Below are 18,551 nucleotides of genomic sequence, written 5' to 3' on the forward strand. Positions count from 1 at the left end.
GCGGGTAAAACCCCGTCGGCCAGGGGGCTGGCCTCCTACGGGGGGTGGAGCTAACGCTGTTGGTGGCCCAGGCTGCGTTCGGCGAGGTGGTAGCCGAGAGTGATCATCTCCTGGGCGCGGTGGAAGTCGAAGATGCCGCAGGCGTTGACCGGGACCTCGATCAGGTGCTCGGGGTTGTAGGCAGCGATGCGAAAGCGCGCAATCGAGCCCTGCATGGCCTCGATGGAGTGGGAGACAACATCGATCAGGCCGAGCGCCCGCGCCTCCTGGGCGCGGCTCATGCCCTCGGTGGTGGATCCCAGGCCCAGCTTGTCCTGCCAGTCCTGCAGCCAGCCACCGACCCGGTCCGGCAATACCTCCTGCAACCGCTTGTTCAGTCCGCTGCGGGCGAGCTTGTCCACGTCGGCGTCATCGAAGGCATTGGGGCGGGTGACGCGCGTGAGCTCGTCGCCCATGCGCCCGTTGAGGCTGACGGCCACCGTGATGTCGGTGTGATCGTTCAGCGTCGGCGCGATGGGCACCGGGTTCAGCAGGCCACCATCCACCAGTAGCCGCCCCTGGTGGCGCACCGGGGTGAACACGGTGGGGATGGCAATGGAGGCACGAATGGCGCCGAACAGCGAGCCGGTGTTCAGCCAGACCTCGCGTTCGCGCTCGATGTCGGTAGCCACGGCGGTGAAGGAGATCGGCAGCTCTTCGATGTCGATGTCGCTGAGCATGTCGCGCAGCTTTTCGATCAGGCGATCGCCCCGGATCAGCCCGGCGCCGCTGAACGAGAAGTCCAGCAGCCGCCAGACATCCTGGCGGCGCAGGGTCTTTACCCAGTCCTCGTAGATATCCAGCTTGCCCGCCGCGTAGATGCCGCCGATCAGCGCGCCCATGGAGGAGCCCGAGATGGAACGGATGTGGTAGTCCGAGTGTTCCTCCAGCCAGCGGATGATCCCGATCTGTGTCAGGCCGCGGGCCCCGCCGCTGCCCAGTACCAGCGAGATGGACTGTTCATGGTCGCGCATCGTCGGATCGTCAGGACGAGGCGTCACCCAGAAGGAAGTCGTGCAGGGCCCGCGCGGAGTCCGTGGCCGACTCTTCCAGGCGCACCTGCCATACGGCGACAGGGTTTTCCGGTGACCATTCGCTGACGACCACCAGACCCGAGTAGACGCTGGTACCGCGGATCGTGCCGACCGTGACGCGCCCAGTATCATCGCCGAACAGGCGGACTTCGAACTCCGAACCGGGTGTGGGCAGGGACCAGTATCCGTTTTTGCCCGTCTCGCGGAATTCTTCGTCGGAGGGATGCACGGCCTCGCCAAAGTGGCGGCGCAGCAGCGGTACCGCGAGCCGGTGGGGCAGGCCCAGCACGGTCTCGATCCCCGAGCGGCCGCGGTCGATCGCTCGCGCGGCCCCGGTCAGGGGGGCTTCGCGACCCAGCCAGCGTTTTACGGCGTTCAGCATGGCTTAGATGATCCGCGTGACGGCGAGCGGCTGCAAGCGGTTGGTTTGGGTCCGCCGTGCGCGGTAGGGTGGTGGCTACGTTCCGACAGGAGATTGGTCATGGGTTTTGCACTGTCCGACATGCAGCTGTCCAGTTCCGCGTTCGGCCCCGGCCAGCCGATCCCGAAGCGCCACACGGGCGAGGGCGAGGACACGTCTCCGGCGCTGCAGTGGAGCAACCTCCCGCAGGAAACCCGCTCGCTGGCCATCATCTGCCATGACCCGGATGCCCCGCTGATCAAGTCCGGCACCTACGGCTTTGTGCACTGGGTGCTGTACAACGTGCCGCCGGATACCGACGGTCTGCCCGAGGCGGCCAAACTGGGCGATGTCGGCGAGAACGACTTTGGCGGTACCGGCTACGGAGGCCCGATGCCGCCGGAGGGTCACGGCAAGCACCATTACTTCTTCTGGCTGCTGGCGCTGGATCGCGACCTGCAGCTTCCTGCCGGCCTCACGCTCTGGCAGTTCCTGGACCGCGCCGAGCCCCATGTGATCGGCATGAACCGTCTGGTTGGCACCTACCAGCGCGACTAGCCCTGGAGTCACAGTTCTTGTTGTGGGAGCGTGCTTGCACGCGAAGCTCCCGCCAAAGTCGGATGCCGGCAGGGGCTTCGCGTGCAAGCACGCTCCCACGGGGGCAGGGGTCGGAGCAAGTGCCATCCATAAAAAAGGCCCGGACCGAGGGAGCTCGGGCCGGGCCTTTTGCGTTCCCGGGCGGGTGCCCGGGGCGGCGTGTGGTCGCTTAGTAGCGGTAGCCGAAGGCCTTCTCGAACTTGTCGGCGAACTCGTCGGCGGTGAAGTGGTGGTTCTGGGTGCCGGAGTGGGCGATCTTGATCGAGCCGATCAGCGAGGCGATGCGGCCGGTGGTTTCCCAGTCATAGCCCTGTTCCAGGCCGAACAGGATGCCGGCGCGGTAGGAATCGCCACAGCCCGTCGGGTCCTTGATCGCGGCCGGCTCGACCGACGGGATGGTGATCTTCTTGCCGCCGGTGTAGATGTCGGAGCCTTCGCCGCCACGGGTGACGATCATCGCGTCGACCATCTCGGCCATCTGGTCCAGGCTCAGGCCGGTGCGGTCGGAGGTCAGCTGTGCCTCGTAGTCATTGAACGCGGCATAGGTCGCCTGGTCCAGGAAGCGCTTCAGGTCATCGCCGTCGAACATCGGCAGGCCCTGGCCCGGGTCGAACATGAACGGGATGTCGGCCTCGGCGAACTGCTGGGCGTGCTCGATCATACCGTCACGGCCGTCGGGGGAGACGATACCGACCTTGATGCCGTCGGCCTCGGTGACCTTCTGCTGGTGCGAGAAGCTCATCGCGCCCGGGTGGAAGGCGGTGATCTGGTTGTCGTCCTGGTCGGTGGTGATGAACGCCTGACCGGTGTAGGTGTCGTTCAGCTCCTTGATGTGCTTGCGCGAGATGCCGTGCTTGTCCATCCAGTCGGCATAGGGGGCGAAGTCGCCGCCGACGGTGGCCATGATGGTCGGATCGCCACCCAGCAGCTTCATGTTGTAGGCGATGTTGCCGGCGCAGCCGCCGAACTCGCGCCGCATGTCCGGGACCAGGAACGACACGTTCAGCATGTGCACCTTGTCCGGCAGGATGTGGTTCTTGAAGCGGTCGGGGAACACCATGATGGTGTCGTAGGCGATGGACCCACAGATCAATGCGGACATTGTTACTCCTTAGCGTTGGCGGAAATCGTTGTCGCGCGCCCTTGCAGGCGGCACAGATGGTCCCGTGGCGCGCGCTGAAATCCTCGATTGCGCGCCGAAAACGGGCCGAATGGTGTGCATAGGGTAAGTATTTGGGCGCAAAACAACAAATCGGGGGCTCGCGCGACGTCGTTCGTACCCCCCGTCATCGCGAGTCGCGAAGCGATGTGGCGATCTCCGGACGCAACCCCGACGCTGGTCCGGCCGGGGCGGCGGCGCTGCTTTTGCCGACGCCGCGCCGAAGGCTTTGTGGCAGCATGGAGGTATTGCCGCGAACGAAGGCCTGTCCGATGAAACCACGAGTCCTGATCCCGATCCTGATCATCCTGCTGTTGCTGCTGAGCCTGTGGTCCATGAGCCTGGATGGCGAGGGCGGCATCCTGCCGAGCGCGCCCGAGCCGGGGGCCTCGGCACCGCAAACCACGCACCTGGTGGCCGCTCCCGCATGAGCGCGTCCCCGGCCCCCGTGGCCACGCGGGAGACGATCTTTCGCGCGGCGGGGGTGACCAAGGTCTACCGCATGGGCGAGGTGACCATCCACGCCCTGCGCGGGGTGGACCTGGAGCTGTACACCGGTGAGCTGGTGGTGATGCTGGGGGCCTCGGGCTCCGGCAAGTCGACGCTGCTGAACATCATGGGCGGGCTGGACACCGCGACCGAGGGCGAGGTGCGCTACCGCGACCAGGACCTGGCGCAGGCCTCCGAGCGCACGCTGACGGCCTTTCGCCGCGACCATGTCGGCTTCGTGTTCCAGTTCTACAACCTGATCGCCAGCCTGACCGCGCGCGAGAACGTGGCGATTGTCACCGAGATCTCGCGCGACCCGATGCCACCGGAGGAGGCGCTGGCGCTGGTCGGGCTGGAGGACCGCATGGACCACTTCCCCTCGCAGCTCTCCGGTGGCGAACAACAGCGCGTGGCCATCGCCCGCGCGATCGCCAAGCAGCCCGCCGTGTTGTTGTGCGACGAGCCGACCGGCGCGCTGGATTCGAAGACCGGTATCCGTGTGTTGGAGGTGCTGCAGCACATCAACGAGCGCCTGGACACGACGGTGGCGATCATCACTCACAACGCGGTGATCGGCGAGATGGCCGACCGGGTGATCCACCTGAGCGATGGGCGCGTGAGCGAGATCCACGAAAACGCCACGCGCCAGTCGCCGGCCGAGCTGCACTGGTAGCGACCGCGGCCGACCATGCGCGCGCTGAACCGCAAGATCCTGCGTGACCTCGGCCACCTGAAGGGGCAGGCGGCGGCGATCGCACTGGTGATCGCCAGCGGCGTAATGACCCTGGTGATCGCCGTGACCAGCCTCGACGCCCTGACGATCACCAAGGACCGTTTCTACTCGGAATACCAGTTCGCCGATGTATTCGCGGAGATCACGCGCGCGCCGGAGAGCGCGGTGGAGCGCTTTCGCGATACGCCGGGGATCAACCAGATCGAGACCCGGGTGCAGGCCCCGGTGCGCCTGGAGGTCGCCGGTTTTGACGATCCGATCCGCGGCACGGTGCTCTCCATACCGGACGGCGGCGAGCCACTGCTGAACCGGCTCTACCTGCGCGAGGGGCGGCTGCCGGAGGCCGGGCGCGAGCGGGAGGTGGTCGTCAGCGAGGCCTTTGCGGAGGCCCACGAGCTGCGGGCCGGCGATTCCCTGCGCGCGATCATCGACGGGCGCCTGACCGATCTGCAGATCAGCGGCATCGCGTTGTCGCCGGAGTTTGTCTATCAGATCAGCCCCACCGACCTGCTGCCGGACTACGAACGCTACGGCATCCTGTGGATGAACCGCCGCGCGCTGGCCGCCGCCTACGGGATGGAGGGGGCGTTCAACTCGGTGGCCGTAAGCCTGGAGGCAGGCGCGGACCCGGCCCCCGTGATCGAGGCGATGGACCGGGAGCTGGCGCGCTATGGCGGCATGGGGGCCTATGGCCGCGACGACCAGTTCTCGCATCGCTTTCTGTCCGAGGAGCTGACCCAGCTGCGGGCGCAGGCGGCGATCCTGCCGACCATCTTTCTGGCCGTCGCGGCGTTTCTGCTGAACGTCGTTGTTGGTCGCATCATCCGTTCCCAGCGCGAGCCGATTGCCGTGCTCAAGGCCTTCGGCTACGGCAATGGCGCGATCGCCGGGCACTACGCCCTGCTGACTGGCGGCATCGTGCTGGTGGGCTGTGCGCTTGGGCTCGCATTCGGGGCCTGGGCCGCGCAGGGGCTGGCCGGGATCTACGCCGAATACTTCCGCTTCCCCGAGATGAGCTTTCGCCTGCAGGGCTGGGTGATGGTGCTGGCGGTGGGCGTGGCCATGGGCGCGGCCATGCTCGGCACCTTCCGCGCGGTCTGGCAGGCGGTGCGCATGCAACCGGCCGAGGCCATGCGTCCGCCGGCACCGGAGCGCTTTCACCGCGGCTGGCTGGAGCGCTCGGCGGCCTGGGGCGCGTTCGATCAGCCGACCCGGATCATCCTGCGCAACCTCGCGCGCCACCGGCTCAAGTCCGTGCTGTCGGTGATCGGTATCGGCCTGTCCGGCGGGCTGCTGCTGATGGGCGCCTACCAGCTGAACGCGGTGACCCAGATGCTGGACACCCAGTACGGGCAGGTGCTGCAGATGGATATCGACCTGCAGTTCACCGACCCGGTGCCGGCGCGCGCGGCCGGCGAGCTGCGCCACGAGCCGGGCGTGCTGGCGGTGGAGACCTTCCGGGCGGTACCGGTGCGGCTGGTCGGCGTGAACCGCGAGGAGCGCGTGCGCCTGCTGGGGCTGGACGCCGAGCCGCGCCTGCGTCAGCTGCCGATGGGCGGCGGGCGCGGCCGACTGCCGGAGGAGGGCATCCTGCTGACCGACTACCTGGCCGAACAGCTCGGGCTGCGCGTGGGCGACCCGGTGGAGGTGGAGATCCTGGAGGGCCGCCGCCGCACGGTCACGGTGCCGCTGGCCGGCGTGGTGGAGGAGCCCATCGGTGTCGGCGCCTATATGCACCGCCCGGCGCTGAACCGCCTGATCGGCGAGGGGCCGGCCGTCTCCGGCGCATGGCTGCTGACCGACCGCGCACAGGAGGACGCGCTGTTCCGCAGCCTGTCCGACCGCCCGCGGGTCGCCAGCGTCGGACTGATCGCCGAGGCCGAGCGCAACATCCGCGAGTACATCGGCGAGACCGTCATCGTGTTCGCCATGGTGTTCGTCGCGCTGGCCGTGTCCATTGCCTTTGCCGTGACCTACAACAACGCCCGCATCACCTATGCCGAACGCGCCCGCGACCTGGCCACGCTGGAGGTGCTCGGCTACTCGCGCGGTCAGGTCAGCTGGATCCTGCTCGGCGAGATCGCGGTGCTCACCATCGCGGCGATCCCGGTCGCCTGGCTGACCGGCACGGGCTTCGCCTGGCTGCTGAACCAGGCCTTTGCGATGGACCTGTTCCGCGTGCCGCTGGTGATCACGCCGCAGGCCTACGGCTTCGCCGCACTCGGCATCCTGGTCGCGGCCAGCCTGACCGCCTTCCTCGCCTGGCGACGCCTGCAGCAGCTCGACCGCGTACAGGCCCTGAAGGCGGCGGAGTAGCGGTCGTTATTGCCCGCCTTTTTGTGGCTGGTCCTGGTTCGGCATCTGGTGTTTACGGTGGCTTTGGTCCACCGCCTGCCAAGCGCTGTCTCGGCAGCGCGCCCCGAGGTACTTCTTTGCTCGTGCAAAGAAGTACCCAAGAAACACGCCCGACTGCCGCGACCCCGGCCCGCTGCGCGGGCCGGGCTTTCCCTCGCTCCGAGGCTTTTCGCGGGCGGCGCTGAAACTCGCTGCGCCTTCGGCTTCGCTCAGACAGTCAGCGCCTCTCTTCCCGCGAAAACCCTCTCCACTCGGCGCGACGACAACGGGGGTGAAGGTCCAAACAACGGCTGTCCCAGCGGCGTAGCACATGGATGGAGGCTGGGTCTTCCGACATCTTGGGCACGCGCGGCCTACGGCCATGGCGTGCCGCGCCCGCCAGCGGGCGTCAGGGGTAGATGCAGATGAGCGTAGCGAATCGCATCAGGGTTGCCCCGACGTCGGAACGGTGCGTTTCGCTGCGCTCAACTGCACCCTACAGAGGCCAGATTGGCTGCAGGCGTGGGGATACCTTCTGTTTTGACCTTCATCCCCCGTATGAAGCCCCTTGCGGAAGGGTCCTCGGGACGGAAGAGAGGCGCTGACTGTCTGAGCGAAGCGAGTTTCAGCGCCGCCGGCCCGAGGGCCCTGGAGCAAGGTTCCCGGGCGGAATCCGGGTGCCCTTCTTTGGGTACTTTCTTGGGCAAGCAAGAAAGTACCTCGGGGTGCGCTGCCGAGACAGCGCAGGCAGGCGGCCAGACGAAGGCACCATAAACACCGGATGCCGAACCATGCTTAGCCTCACAGCGGCTGGTCGCCCACCACAGTTCAGGTGATAACCGAGGGTGGCAGCTTGTATATCGGCGCCCCGGTGTGCCGGGCGATGAGGGGGAGCGCCGGATGGCGGGATTTGCGAGACTGAGCCTATGGCGATGAGAAAGCGAATCACGGTTGGGTTGATCGTGCTGGCGGGGGCGGCCGCGCTGGTATGGGCGCTGCGCCCGCAGCCGGTGCCGGTCTCGCTGACCACGGTCGAGGCCGGTCCGTTCGAGGAGACCGTGCGCGAGGAAGGCCGCACGCGGCTGCGCGACACCTTTACCGTGTCGGCACCGATCGCCGGCTTCCTGCATCGCGTCCGGCTGGAAGAGGGCGATGCGGTCGAGCTCGGCGACGCGCTGTTCCGCATGGAACCGTTGCCAACCCCGGCGCTGGATGCACGCTCCCGCGAGCAGGCGCGCGAGAACCTGGCCGCCGCGCGGTCGCGGCTGCAGAGTGCCGAGGCGAATCTGGAAAATCTGCAGTCGGAGGCCCGTTTCGCGGAATCCGAGTATCGCCGTTACCAGGAGCTGTTCGATCGGGGTGCGGTTTCCGCCACCGAGGTGGAGCGCATGGAGACCGCACGCGACCGGGCACGCTCGGCGGTTCGCGCCGGCGAATCCGCGGTGGAGGTCGCGCGCAGCGAGGTGGAGAGCGCGCGCGTGGTACTGGACATCGCCAGCGGCCAGATGCCGGAGTCCGAGGCCGACACCCTGACCGTGCGTTCGCCAGCCACGGGCGTGGTCCTGGAGCGCTACCGCTGCTGTGAAGGCACCATCGGGGCCGGCGAGCCGGTGCTGGTCGTGGGCGATCTCGACGACCTTGAGGTGCAGGTGGACCTGCTGTCCATGGACGCGGTGCGCGTGGTGCCGGGCATGCGCGTGCGCCTGACCGACTGGGGCCGCGATGCCGAACTGGAGGGCACCGTACGCCGGGTGCAGCCGTTCGGTTTTACCAAGATCTCCGCGCTGGGCGTGGACGAGCAGCGCGTACCGGTGATCCTCGACCTCGACGCGGTGGAGGCGCGCATGGCCGGGCTGGCAGTGGGCTACCGCGTGGAGGCCGAGTTCCTGCTGTGGGAAGGGGACGATGTGCTGCAGGTTCCGACCAGCGCGCTGTTCCGGGATCGCGGCGAGTGGTCGGTGTTCGTGGTCGAGGGCGGTCGTGCTGAGCCGCGCCGGGTCGAGGTGGGCCGCCGCTCGGGCTTCGCCACGCAGATCCTCGAGGGCTTGGAGGCGGGCGAGCGTGTGGTCATCCGCCCGGGGGACCGTGTGCAGGCCGGTACGCGCGTGGTCGAGAACTGACCGCTGTAGATGGCCACAGAGTTGAATGAGGCGCCGCAGGCCCGGGCGCTGGAAGATCTCCTGACCCCCCTGGATGCCGCGCTGCATACGCCCGGGGCCGCCGTGCTGGTGGCTGAGCCCGGTGCCGGCAAGACCACGCGCGTCCCGCTGCATCTGGCCGCCTCCAGCCCCGAGGACCGGGTGATCGTGCTGCAGCCCCGTCGACTGGCCGCGCGCATGGCGGCGACCTTCATGGCCGGGCAGCTGGGCGAAGCGGCCGGGCAGACGGTCGGCTATCGCGTACGCGATGAGCAGAAGGTCTCCGAGCGCACCCGGGTGGAGCTGGTGACCGATGGGCTGTTCCTGCGGCGGATCCAGGGTGACCCGCTGCTGGAAGGGGTCGGCACCGTGATCTTCGACGAATTCCATCTGCGCCGGCCGGAAGTTGAGCTGGCGCTGGCCTTTGCGCTGCAGGTGCGCCGGTTGCTGCGCCCGGAACTGCGCATCCTGGTGATGTCCGCCACCCTCGACGACGAGGCCGTGGCCAGGCTGCTGGCCGGTCCGGAGACGGATGCCGTGCCGGTGCTGCGGGCGCGCGGGCGGCAGTTTCCGGTCGAGGTCCGTTACGCCCCAACGGCGAAGGATGTGCCGCTGATCGACGGTGTGGCACAGGCGGTGCGCGCGGCGCTGGAGATGGAGGCGGGTTCGCTGCTGGTCTTCCTGCCCGGCGAGCGCGAGATCCGCGAGGTGGCCGCACGCCTCGGCGAGTCCGTGGCGACACCCTCCGGTCCCGCGCAGATCGCGCCCCTGTTCGGGCGGCTGTCAGCGGCGGAGCAGGACCGCGCGGTGCGGCCGGCGCCGGAGGGCGAACGCAAGGTGGTGCTGGCCACCGACATTGCCGAGACCTCTCTGACCATCGAGGGCGTGCGCGTGGTGATCGACGCGGGGCTCTCCCGCGAGCCGCGTTTCGACGCGGCGACCGGGCTCTCGCGGCTGGTGACGCTGCCGGCCTCGAAGGCCGCGGCCGAGCAGCGGGCCGGGCGTGCCGGGCGCACCGAACCGGGGGTGGCGATCCGCCTGTGGTCGCGGGCGGACGAGGTCGCGCGCCCGGATTACGCGACGCCGGGGATGCAGCAGGTGGACCTGTTGCCGCTGGCCCTGGAACTGGCCGGCTGGGGCGAGGCGGTGGCCGAGCTCGACTGGCTCGAGCCGCCGCCCGCGCACGGCCTGGCCGCCGCGCAGGCGGTGCTTGCGGAGCTGGGCGCGGTGGATGCCGACGGGCGGATGACCGGGCACGGGCAGGCCCTGCTGCGCCTGCCGACCCACCCGCGGTTGGCCCATATGCTGTTGCGGGGCCGTGAGCGGGGGCTTGCGCGCCTGGCCTGCGAACTGGCGGTGGCGGTAGAGGAGCCGGGCGTGGCCGGGCCGGAGGCCCCGCTGGAGCTGGGCGCGCGCCTGGAGCGCGCGCGGCGCTCGGGTGGCCGGGTCTGGCAATCCGGGCTGCGCCGTCTGGAGCAGGCGCTGGCACGAGTCGGGGACCGCCCCGCCGTTACGGATGCGGTACTGGACGAAAGCACAGCGCTGGGCGTGATGGCCGCGCTGGCCTGGCCGGAGCGCATCGCGCGCCGCCGCGGCGAGGCGGCCGGGCGCTTCGTGATGGGGAACGGTCGCGGCGCGTGGCTGCCGGAACGCGAGCGTCTGGCGCATGCCGACTACCTGGTGGCGGTGGATTGCACGGATGCCGACCGCGAGGCCCGCATTCGCTGTGCGGTGGCGCTGGATCTGGCCGCACTGGAGCAGGAGGCCCCGGAGCTCTTCCACCGCGAGACGCGCTGCGACTGGGTGGAGGACGGCGCGCGGCTGGAGAACGCGCGGGTTCGGCGGATCGGCACGCTGGTGGTGGAGCGGCAGATGGTCGCGCTGGACGACCCCGCCGCCACTATCCCGCGCTGGTGCGAGCGGCTGCGCCGCGAGGGCCTTGCGCGGCTGCCCTGGGATGACGCCGCGACCCAACTGCGTGCGCGGATCCAGTTGCTGCACGAGACCCTGCCGGAGGCTGGCTTTCCGGATCTGCGCGACGACGCGCTGCTGATGACCCTCGAGGACTGGTTGGGGCCGTATCTGGCCGGGGTCACGCGGCGCCGGGATCTGGAGCGGCTGGATCTGGCGGCGATCCTGCGCTCGGGGCTGGACTGGCACCACCAGCAGCAACTGGAACGGGAGGCGCCGGCGCGGATCGAGGTCCCCTCCGGCTCCGCCCACCGCATTGATTACACGCAGGACCCGCCGGTGCTGGCGGTGAAGCTGCAGGAGCTGTTCGGACTGGGCGAGACGCCCCGGGTGGCGGGTGGCCGCGTGGCACTGGTGCTGCACCTGCTGTCGCCGGCGCGGCGACCGGTGCAGGTCACGCAGGATCTGGCCAGCTTCTGGGAGAACGGCTATCCGGAGGTGCGCCGCGAGCTGAAGGGGCGTTATCCGAAGCACCCCTGGCCGGAGGACCCGTGGAATGCGCCGGCCACGCGGCATACCAAGCGGCGTGGGTAGGCCGGGCGGGCCTGGCAGGGGCTTCGCCTGCAAGCAGGCTTGTATGTTTACTCGTGGCAGTCCTAGAAAGGGTCTGTCGGGGCGGAGGGACGCCATGATTAACCCTCTGTGTCGTCATCCCGGAAACCGCGGAGCGGTTATCCGGGATCTCGGGCGTCGGGGTGATGCATGGCCTCGGAGATCCCGGCTCTTCGCTGCGCTGCGGCCGGGATGACGAAGGGGGGCTGCGGCTAGGATGACGAGGGGGTGATGGGCGACAGGCAGCACTTGGGACGGGGGATGGTGTGGACGATGCGGTGGCGGACATTCTCGGGTAGTGTCGCGTTCAGTGTTTCCCTAAGTCCCGTGCGAGGAAGCGAACCGCGATGCTGAAGTTCCTGACCGTTGTCCTGATCCTGCTGTTTGTCTGGTGGCGGGTATCGCGCTGGCTGGAGGTGCGGCGCCGGCGCGCACGCGGGGAGGATGTCTCCTACGAGGTGCGGGTGAAGGGCTTTCGCCCGATCACCATCCTCAGCATTGTGTTCCTGATCCTCTATGGGGGATACGTGATCTGGTTCGCCCTGACCGAATGGGCCGATTTGCTCTGAATTGGGCAGCGTGCCCGCGTTCGCCGCCCGCAGCCCCCGCGGGAATTCTGTGAACTGATGCCGGAAACGGCGGCGTGAGCCGTGGCAGATCGGGGCTGGCCCGCTAGGGTCGAATGGTGGCCCTACACGAGTTCTCCGTGGAAGAACAACGTTCATCGAGCATCGAATTCAGCGCCTTCGAGCGGACCCTGTTCCGCTATGTTGCTGTGCTGGCCGCCTTCATGGTCCTGACCGGGCTGGTGGCCTTGCTGGTCTGGCTGCTGGCGCAGATCGTTTCGTTTTTCTATGCGCTGCTGCTGCCGCTGTCGGTCGCCGGAGTACTGAGCCTGATCCTCTATCCGGTGGTGCGCTGGCTGCAGCGGGTGGCGGGACTCTCGCGCATGGGCGCGGTGAGTTCGCTGTTCGCTGTGGTGGTGGTTGCGCTGGTGGGCGCCGCGGTGCTGGTCCTGCCCACGGCGAGCCATCAGGTGCAGGAGTTCATCAAGGCCGCCCCGGGTCTGGCGGAGAATGCCTACGAGTCGCTCTCGCGCACCTTCCCGGAGGCGACCGATCGTGTCGCCTCGATGCTGGAAGACCTGGATCTCCAGAGCATCGTGCCGAACCTGGAGGGCATGGGCTCGCAGCTGATGCACTACGTGGCTGTGGTCGTCGGGCTGGCCTTCGTACCCCTGTATCTGTTCTTCGCGCTGCTCTCCGGAGAACGCCTGAAGGAAGGCGGACGCGAGGTTCTGTCGATCTTTCGGCCCCAGACCCAGCACGAGCTGATGTTCCTCGGGCGCCTGTTCGTGGGGTACGTGACGGCATTCTTTCAGGGGCAGGTGGTGATCGCCCTGATCATGGGGATCTTGCTGGCGGCTGGTTTCTCGCTGATCGGCCTGCAGGCGGCGATTCTGTTTGGCCTGATGCTGGGGTTCCTCAACATCGTGCCGTATCTGGGGACCATCGTTGGTTTGATGCTGGCCTTGCCTGTGGCCTATTTGCAGCCTGATGGTGGGGGGCTGGCGCTGGTAGCAATGGTGCTGGCCGTCTTCACCGTGGTGCAGTTGATCGAAAGCTGGCTGCTGACTCCGAAGATCATGGCGGATCGATCCGGACTGCATCCGGCGATTGTCGTCATCTCGATCTTTTTCTGGGGCACGGCGCTAGGCGGCATTATCGGCATGATTCTGGCCGTGCCGTTGTCGGCCTTTGTGGCCAGCCTGTGGAAACACTTCCGGGCCAAATGGAGCTCGGCTTTGGTGGACACCTCGGAAGTGATGGAGGAAGACCCGGACATCCTGTCGGGACTGAGCGATTTCGACGACGACGCTGCAACCAATCCCGCGGGTGAGCAGTCGGATGATTATCCACACCGATGAAGGGAGTACCTGCTGATGGCGACGAAAGACACGCAGACAAAAGGTGAAGCAGAGAACGCCGCTTCCACCACCGAACGCGTGGCGGCTCAGGCCCACGAGGCGGTTGATCGGGCGGCGGAGCACGCGGCCCCCGCGGAGGAGCATATCCGCGAGAGGCTGTCGCATGCCGACGAGGAGGTCCGCGAGCGGGCGGAGAAGGCGCGTCAGAGCTCCGAGGATGTCTTGCGCGTGGTTGGTAACTATGTTCGGGACAATCCGCTGACCGCGATCGGCCTGGCCTTTGTGGCGGGGACACTGTTCTCGGCGCTGACCCGCCGCAAGTAACCGATGGCGACGCAGGACGAGGGCCCGGCGCGCGAGCGACCGGATTCCGATACCGCCGACCCCGGGGCCGTGATGCAGGACCTCGGCCGCATCCTGGGAGATTCGCGCGAGCTGCTGGGGACCGAGACCCGGCAGTTGGTGCGCAATGCGGTGGGGGTGATCGTGTTTGCCGTGGTGCTGGGGCTGCTGCTGGTCACCGTGTGGCTGGCCCTGGTCGCGGCCGTGGTGATGCTGCTGCAGGCCTATGTGGGGGTGTCGCCCGCGCTGTCGCTGGTGATCGTGGCGGCGCTGACCGGCGCGCTGGCCTGGCTGGTTGCACGCGGGATCGGCCGGCTGCTGCACGGCATGACCTACCCGGAGACCCGTGCCCTGGTGCGGGACCTGGTCGCGCGGCCCGAGACGCGGGATTCGGAATAGGCCATGGCACGCACCTGGCTGGGCCTGCGTCGCCACGCCCGCGCTCTGCGGCGGCGGCTGCACGGGGAGGTCGACGTGCTGCGCGACGATGTGCGCGCCACCGGTTGGTGGCGCGCGCTGCAGCGCCTGGGCTCCCCGGAGACGATCCCCAGGGCGTTCCTGCTGGGGTTCGCGGTGGACCAGCTGCGAGGAATGCGCTTGCTGCGGCCCGCCAAGGCATTGACGGCAGGCGTGCTGGGGGCGACGAAACTGGGGTGGCTGACTCGGCGCTGGTGGTGGCGGGAACGGGGGCACCCGCCTGACTAGGACCGGGTTTCTCTAGGAGCCTGTCGGACTCGGGACTGACGGCTGCTCTCCCCCACGCTCGCCATGATCGCCCAAATCCGACAGGCTCCTAGCCTTGTTTCAGGATGCGCGCCCGCTCGCGCTGCCAGTCCTTGTCCTTCTTGGCCGCCCGCTTGTCGAAATCCTTCTTGCCCTTGGCCAGGCCGATCTCCAGCTTGGCGCGGCCGCGTTTCCAGTACAGGGCCATGGGCACCAGGGTATAGCCCTTTCGTTCCACCGCGCCGATCAGGCGGTTGATCTCCGAGCGGTGCAGTAGCAGCTTGCGCGTGCGGCTCGGATCCGGGTTGATATGGGTGGAGGCGGTGGGCAGCGGGGTGATGTGGGCACCAAACAGGTATGCCTCGCCATTGCGCAGCAGCACGTAGGCCTCGCTCAGCTGGGCACGGCCGGCGCGCATCGACTTGACCTCCCAGCCCTGCAACTCCAGCCCCGCCTCCAGGCGGTCCTCGATAAAGAAATCGTGGCGCGCCTTGCGGTTCAGCGCGATGGTGTTGGAACCGGCGTCCTTTTTCTTCTTTGGCTTTCCCATGGCTCGCGCAGTGTACTGCACGCACGGGGCGAAAGCCGAGGGAAACACGCATAACGTACACAGGCCCGCGGGTCAGCGCTGGCCGGGCACAGTTGAGCCTGCGGGAAGCCTGCCCCACAATTCCGGGCGACTCGAAACCCCGCTTGTGCCGACAACCACACCAGGACGTGGTTGCGCCAATCGCTGGAACGGGTACAACCAACAAGGAGCCGCTGATGCCTGCCACGACTTCCATCCACGGTCAGTGGACGACCCGCCTGGCCTTTATCCTCGCGGCCACCGGGTCGGCTGTCGGACTCGGCAATATCTGGCGCTTTCCCTATATCGCGGGCGATAACGGTGGCGGGGCCTTTGTGCTGGTCTACCTCGGTTGCATCCTGCTGATCGGCCTGCCGGTGATGATGGCGGAGATCCTGCTGGGGCGGCGCGGGCGCCAGAGTCCGATCAACACGATGGTGACGCTGGCGCGCGAGGAGGGGCTGAGCCGTGGCTGGGGCATGATCGGGTGGATCGGTGTACTCGCCGGGTTCCTGATCCTGTCGTTCTATAGCGTGGTGGCCGGCTGGTCACTGTCCTACGTGTTCAAGTCCGGCACCGGCGGTTTCATGGGCCTGGATGCGGACGGCTCGGAGGCCATGTTCGATGGCCTGCTCTCCAATCCCGAGGCTCTGCTGGCCTGGCATACGATCTTCATGGTGATGACCGCGATGGTGGTCGCGCGCGGGGTGCAGTCCGGCCTGGAGAAGGCCGTGACCATCCTGATGCCGCTATTGTTCGTGATGCTGGTGGTGATGGTCGGCTACGCGATGATCGAAGGGCACTTTATCGCAGGGCTGGAGTTCCTGCTGTACCCGGATTTCTCGGCGCTGACGGCCAACGCGGTGCTGCTGGCGATGGGGCAGGCGTTCTTCACGCTGAGCCTCGGCATGGGCGCGATCATGATCTACGGCAGCTATCTGCAGAGCGAGGCCTCGATCGCCCGGACCTCGGCGGCCGTGGTGGGGGCCGACACCCTGGTGGCGATCATGGCCGGGTTGGCGATCTTCCCGATCGTGCTGGGGGCGGGCCTTTCGCCCGAGCAGGGCCCGGGGCTGATCTTCGTCACGCTGCCCCTGTCGTTCGCGGAGATGCCGGGCGGGCTCTACTTCGGGACGATGTTCTTTGTGCTGCTGGTGTTCGCGGCCTGGACGTCGTCGATCTCCATCATCGAGCCGGCAGTCGCCTATCTGGTGGAGAATGTCGGCATGACGCGCGTGGCCGCGAGCGCCAGCATCGGCATCGCCGCCTGGCTGCTGGGGATCGGCGCGCTGCTGTCGCTGAACGTCTGGTCCGATTACACCCTGTTCAACATGGGGATCCTGGACCTGCTGGACTATGTGACTGCTAACATCCTGCTCCCGCTCGGCGGGTTTCTGATCGCGGTGTTCGTGGGCTGGCGCATGACCGAGCGCTCGGTCCAGTCCGAGCTGCGCATGAAACTCGGGGGTCTGTACCAGATCTGGTATTTCCTGGTGCGTTTTGTGGCCCCGATCGCCATTCTGTTTGTGTTCCTGCGCGCGGTGGAGCTTATTTGATGTCCTCGACAGTCCGGCGCTCGGCGGAGGTCCCGTACACCCGCGAGCAGATGTTCGACCTCGTCAACGACGTGGATTCCTACTCCGAGTTTCTTCCGGGCTGCCGCAGCTCGCGCGCGCGCATGCGCAGCGACGACGAGGTGGAGGGGACCATCGAGATGGCCAAGGGGGCCCTGCACAAGTCGTTTACCACCCGTAACCGTGTACAGCGCCCCGAGAGCATCGACATTCGCCTGGCTGACGGTCCGTTTCGTCGCCTGCACGGCACCTGGCGTTTCACCGAGCTGGAGAATGGCCAGACGCGCATCTCGCTGGAGCTGGAATTCGAGTTCGCCAGCCGGCTGATGTCGTTCGCGATCGGCCCGATTTTCCACCAGCTGGCCAATTCCTTCGTCGACGCCTTCGTGCGGCGCGCGCGCGAGGTCTACGGTGGCCGATGACCAGGAGGGCGCCGTCAGCCCCGAGGCGGGGGACGGCACGATCCGCATCGAGGTCGCCTATGCGCGCCCCGACCGTCAGGTCATCCTGCCGCTGGTCGTGCCCGAGGGCACGACCGTGGATGCGGCCCTGCGCCAGTCGGAGATCGACGCGCAGTTCCCCGAGATCGACCTGGACAACGCCAAGGTGGGGATCTTTGGCAAGCTCACTCGCCGTGACACGGTCCTGCGCCCCAGGGATCGCATCGAGATCTACCGCCCGCTGATCGCAGACCCGAAAGAGGTGCGTCGTCAGCGGGCCGGCAAGAACCGGAAGAAGCCCGGCAAGGGTGGTGACCAGAAGGGAGACAGTCAGGCGGCAGCGAAGCCGGCGGATCAGAAGCCGGAGGGCGGGGCCGGGAGTGGGAAGGATTCGGCCGACGATTGAGCCGGCCGGACGCGATCAGTCGTCGTCGATCTCGACCGGGTACTCGTCCAGCGCGATCGGCTGCGGCACGTCGGAATCGACGTAGCTGACCACGCCATTCTCGAAGAACACCGTGACGCGGCGCTGCTCCGTGGGGCCGATCCCCGGGCGGCGATAGTAGACGTAGTCCCAGCGGTCCTCGCGCTTGAACGCGCCGTCGATCTGCGGCGTGCCCATCAGGAAGCGGACCTGCTGCTGGGTCATGCCCGGCTGGATCTGGGCCACCTGTGTCGCGTCGATGACGTTGCCCTGCTGTACATCGAGGCGGAACTGATTGAAGCCACTGCAGGCGCTGAGCAGGCTTGCAGCCACGGCAATAGAAATGAGAATCTTGATCATCGAGCCGGCGGGTCCCCAGAAGTCGGATGGGCCGTTGAACGCGCATGGTACACCAAAGCGTCCGGATGCTCTCAAGCAATCCGGTGACGGGAATCGAAGGATGGAAACAAGCGATCTCAAGAAAGCGGGGCTCAAGGTCACGCTGCCGCGGATGAAGATTCTGGAGATCCTGGAAAACTCCGAGACGCGTCATCTGACGGCCGAGGCGATCTACCGCGAACTGCTCGACTCCGGCGAGGAGATCGGGTTGGCCACGGTCTACCGTGTGTTGACCCAGTTCGAGGCCGCGGGACTGGTCTGCCGGCTCCATCTGGAGGGCAATCAGGCCGTGTTCGAGCTGGAGCGCGGCGGGCACCACGATCACATCGTCTGCAACCAGTGCGGCCGCGTCGAAGAGTTCTTCGACGAGACCATCGAGACCCGCCAGCGCGAGATCGCGCGCCAGCACGGCTTCTCCATCAAGGACCACGCCCTGGTCCTGTACGGCGACTGCGACGACAGCGCCTGCCCCCACCGCCCGGTCTGATCTGCCCCTACGCTGCTTTTTAATCCGGCCGTCTTGTGGCTGGGCCTGGTTCGTCGTCTAGTGTTTACGTGCCTTCGTCCGGCCGCCTGCCAAGCGCTGTCTCGGCAGCGCACCCCGAGGTACTTTCTTGCTTGCCCAAGAAAGTACCCAAAGAAGGGCACCCGGATTCCGCCCGGGGACCTTGCTCCAGGGCCCTCGGGCCGGCGGCGCTGAAACTCGCT

At 67.5% G+C, this 18,551-nt stretch carries 20 protein-coding genes; 15 read left to right on the forward strand and 5 right to left on the reverse strand.

Annotated features, from left to right (window positions below; translation table 11 throughout):
• Positions 1-50: 50 nt before the first annotated feature.
• The gene (locus C995_RS0109965; RefSeq protein ID WP_018864802.1) at positions 51-1,013 is read right to left on the reverse strand and encodes a patatin-like phospholipase family protein; all 963 of its coding nucleotides are present in this window, start codon (positions 1,011-1,013) and stop codon (positions 51-53) included.
• A gap of 10 nt (positions 1,014-1,023) precedes the next feature.
• Positions 1,024-1,455, reverse strand: coding sequence for a hypothetical protein (locus C995_RS0109970; RefSeq protein WP_018864803.1), 432 nt, complete (start codon positions 1,453-1,455; stop codon positions 1,024-1,026).
• A gap of 99 nt (positions 1,456-1,554) precedes the next feature.
• Here C995_RS0109970 and C995_RS0109975 point away from each other — a divergent pair, with 99 nt between their 5' ends.
• On the forward strand, positions 1,555-2,031 hold the full coding sequence (locus C995_RS0109975) for a YbhB/YbcL family Raf kinase inhibitor-like protein (protein WP_018864804.1): 477 nt from the start codon (positions 1,555-1,557) through the stop codon (positions 2,029-2,031).
• A gap of 208 nt (positions 2,032-2,239) precedes the next feature.
• Here C995_RS0109975 and C995_RS0109980 read toward each other — a convergent pair whose 3' ends face one another.
• Positions 2,240-3,172: a carbohydrate kinase family protein gene (locus C995_RS0109980; protein WP_018864805.1), complete on the reverse strand. Its 933-nt coding sequence runs from the start codon at positions 3,170-3,172 to the stop codon at positions 2,240-2,242.
• A gap of 329 nt (positions 3,173-3,501) precedes the next feature.
• On the opposite strand from C995_RS0109980, the gene C995_RS14355 reads away from it, so the two are divergent.
• The 10 genes from C995_RS14355 to C995_RS0110030 all read left to right on the forward strand — a co-directional run bounded on the left by C995_RS14355 (position 3,502) and on the right by C995_RS0110030 (position 14,420).
• A complete protein-coding gene (locus C995_RS14355; RefSeq protein ID WP_018138054.1) occupies positions 3,502-3,660 on the forward strand; it encodes a hypothetical protein in 159 nt (52 codons plus the stop codon).
• Complete coding sequence (locus tag C995_RS0109990) at positions 3,657-4,391, forward strand: ABC transporter ATP-binding protein (RefSeq protein WP_018864806.1); 735 nt, start codon at positions 3,657-3,659, stop codon at positions 4,389-4,391. The genes C995_RS14355 and C995_RS0109990 overlap by 4 nt, the downstream gene beginning before the upstream one ends.
• Positions 4,392-4,406: 15 nt before the next feature.
• Positions 4,407-6,767, forward strand: a complete 2,361-nt coding sequence (locus tag C995_RS0109995) for an ABC transporter permease (RefSeq protein WP_018864807.1) — start codon at positions 4,407-4,409, stop codon at positions 6,765-6,767.
• A 944-nt stretch (positions 6,768-7,711) separates the two neighbouring features.
• Positions 7,712-8,905, forward strand: coding sequence for an efflux RND transporter periplasmic adaptor subunit (locus C995_RS0110000; protein ID WP_026279062.1), 1,194 nt, complete (start codon positions 7,712-7,714; stop codon positions 8,903-8,905).
• A 9-nt stretch (positions 8,906-8,914) separates the two neighbouring features.
• Entirely contained in the window at positions 8,915-11,428 is a 2,514-nt protein-coding gene (gene hrpB / locus C995_RS0110005) for an ATP-dependent helicase HrpB (protein ID WP_018864809.1), read from the forward strand.
• 365 nt (positions 11,429-11,793) lie between these two features.
• Positions 11,794-12,015, forward strand: a complete 222-nt coding sequence (locus C995_RS0110010; protein WP_018864810.1) for a hypothetical protein — start codon at positions 11,794-11,796, stop codon at positions 12,013-12,015.
• Between the two features lie 137 nt (positions 12,016-12,152).
• Positions 12,153-13,373: an AI-2E family transporter gene (locus C995_RS0110015; RefSeq protein WP_026279063.1), complete on the forward strand. Its 1,221-nt coding sequence runs from the start codon at positions 12,153-12,155 to the stop codon at positions 13,371-13,373.
• 15 nt (positions 13,374-13,388) lie between these two features.
• Positions 13,389-13,697 carry a DUF883 family protein gene (locus C995_RS0110020; protein WP_018864812.1) on the forward strand — a complete coding sequence of 103 codons (309 nt, stop codon included), beginning with the start codon at positions 13,389-13,391 and terminating at the stop codon, positions 13,695-13,697.
• A 3-nt stretch (positions 13,698-13,700) separates the two neighbouring features.
• Positions 13,701-14,114 carry a hypothetical protein gene (locus C995_RS0110025; RefSeq protein ID WP_018864813.1) on the forward strand — a complete coding sequence of 138 codons (414 nt, stop codon included), beginning with the start codon at positions 13,701-13,703 and terminating at the stop codon, positions 14,112-14,114.
• Positions 14,115-14,117: 3 nt separating this feature from the next.
• On the forward strand, positions 14,118-14,420 hold the full coding sequence (locus C995_RS0110030; protein ID WP_018864814.1) for a hypothetical protein: 303 nt from the start codon (positions 14,118-14,120) through the stop codon (positions 14,418-14,420).
• Positions 14,421-14,508: 88 nt separating this feature from the next.
• On the opposite strand, the gene smpB is transcribed toward C995_RS0110030, so the two are convergent.
• Entirely contained in the window at positions 14,509-14,988 is a 480-nt protein-coding gene (smpB, locus tag C995_RS0110035) for an SsrA-binding protein SmpB (RefSeq protein ID WP_018864815.1), read from the reverse strand.
• Between the two features lie 215 nt (positions 14,989-15,203).
• Here smpB and C995_RS0110040 point away from each other — a divergent pair, with 215 nt between their 5' ends.
• The 3 genes from C995_RS0110040 to C995_RS0110050 are packed head-to-tail and all read left to right on the forward strand — an operon-like array spanning position 15,204 to position 17,426.
• Positions 15,204-16,562 (forward strand): sodium-dependent transporter, encoded by a 1,359-nt coding sequence (locus C995_RS0110040; RefSeq protein WP_018864816.1) that lies wholly within the window; start codon positions 15,204-15,206, stop codon positions 16,560-16,562.
• Positions 16,562-17,002, forward strand: coding sequence for a type II toxin-antitoxin system RatA family toxin (locus tag C995_RS0110045; RefSeq protein WP_018864817.1), 441 nt, complete (start codon positions 16,562-16,564; stop codon positions 17,000-17,002). Before C995_RS0110040 ends, C995_RS0110045 begins: the two co-directional genes overlap by 1 nt.
• Positions 16,992-17,426 (forward strand): RnfH family protein, encoded by a 435-nt coding sequence (locus C995_RS0110050; protein WP_018864818.1) that lies wholly within the window; start codon positions 16,992-16,994, stop codon positions 17,424-17,426. The genes C995_RS0110045 and C995_RS0110050 overlap by 11 nt, the downstream gene beginning before the upstream one ends.
• Before the next feature lie 15 nt (positions 17,427-17,441).
• On the opposite strand, the gene C995_RS0110055 is transcribed toward C995_RS0110050, so the two are convergent.
• The gene (locus C995_RS0110055; protein WP_018864819.1) at positions 17,442-17,804 is read right to left on the reverse strand and encodes an outer membrane protein assembly factor BamE; all 363 of its coding nucleotides are present in this window, start codon (positions 17,802-17,804) and stop codon (positions 17,442-17,444) included.
• A gap of 100 nt (positions 17,805-17,904) precedes the next feature.
• On the opposite strand from C995_RS0110055, the gene fur reads away from it, so the two are divergent.
• Entirely contained in the window at positions 17,905-18,330 is a 426-nt protein-coding gene (fur, locus tag C995_RS0110060; RefSeq protein ID WP_018864820.1) for a ferric iron uptake transcriptional regulator, read from the forward strand.
• The last annotated feature ends 221 nt before the right edge of the window (positions 18,331-18,551 follow it).

This window comes from Thioalkalivibrio sp. ARh3 (genome assembly GCF_000377265.1).
GTDB lineage: Bacteria > Pseudomonadota > Gammaproteobacteria > Ectothiorhodospirales > Ectothiorhodospiraceae > Thioalkalivibrio > Thioalkalivibrio thiocyanoxidans.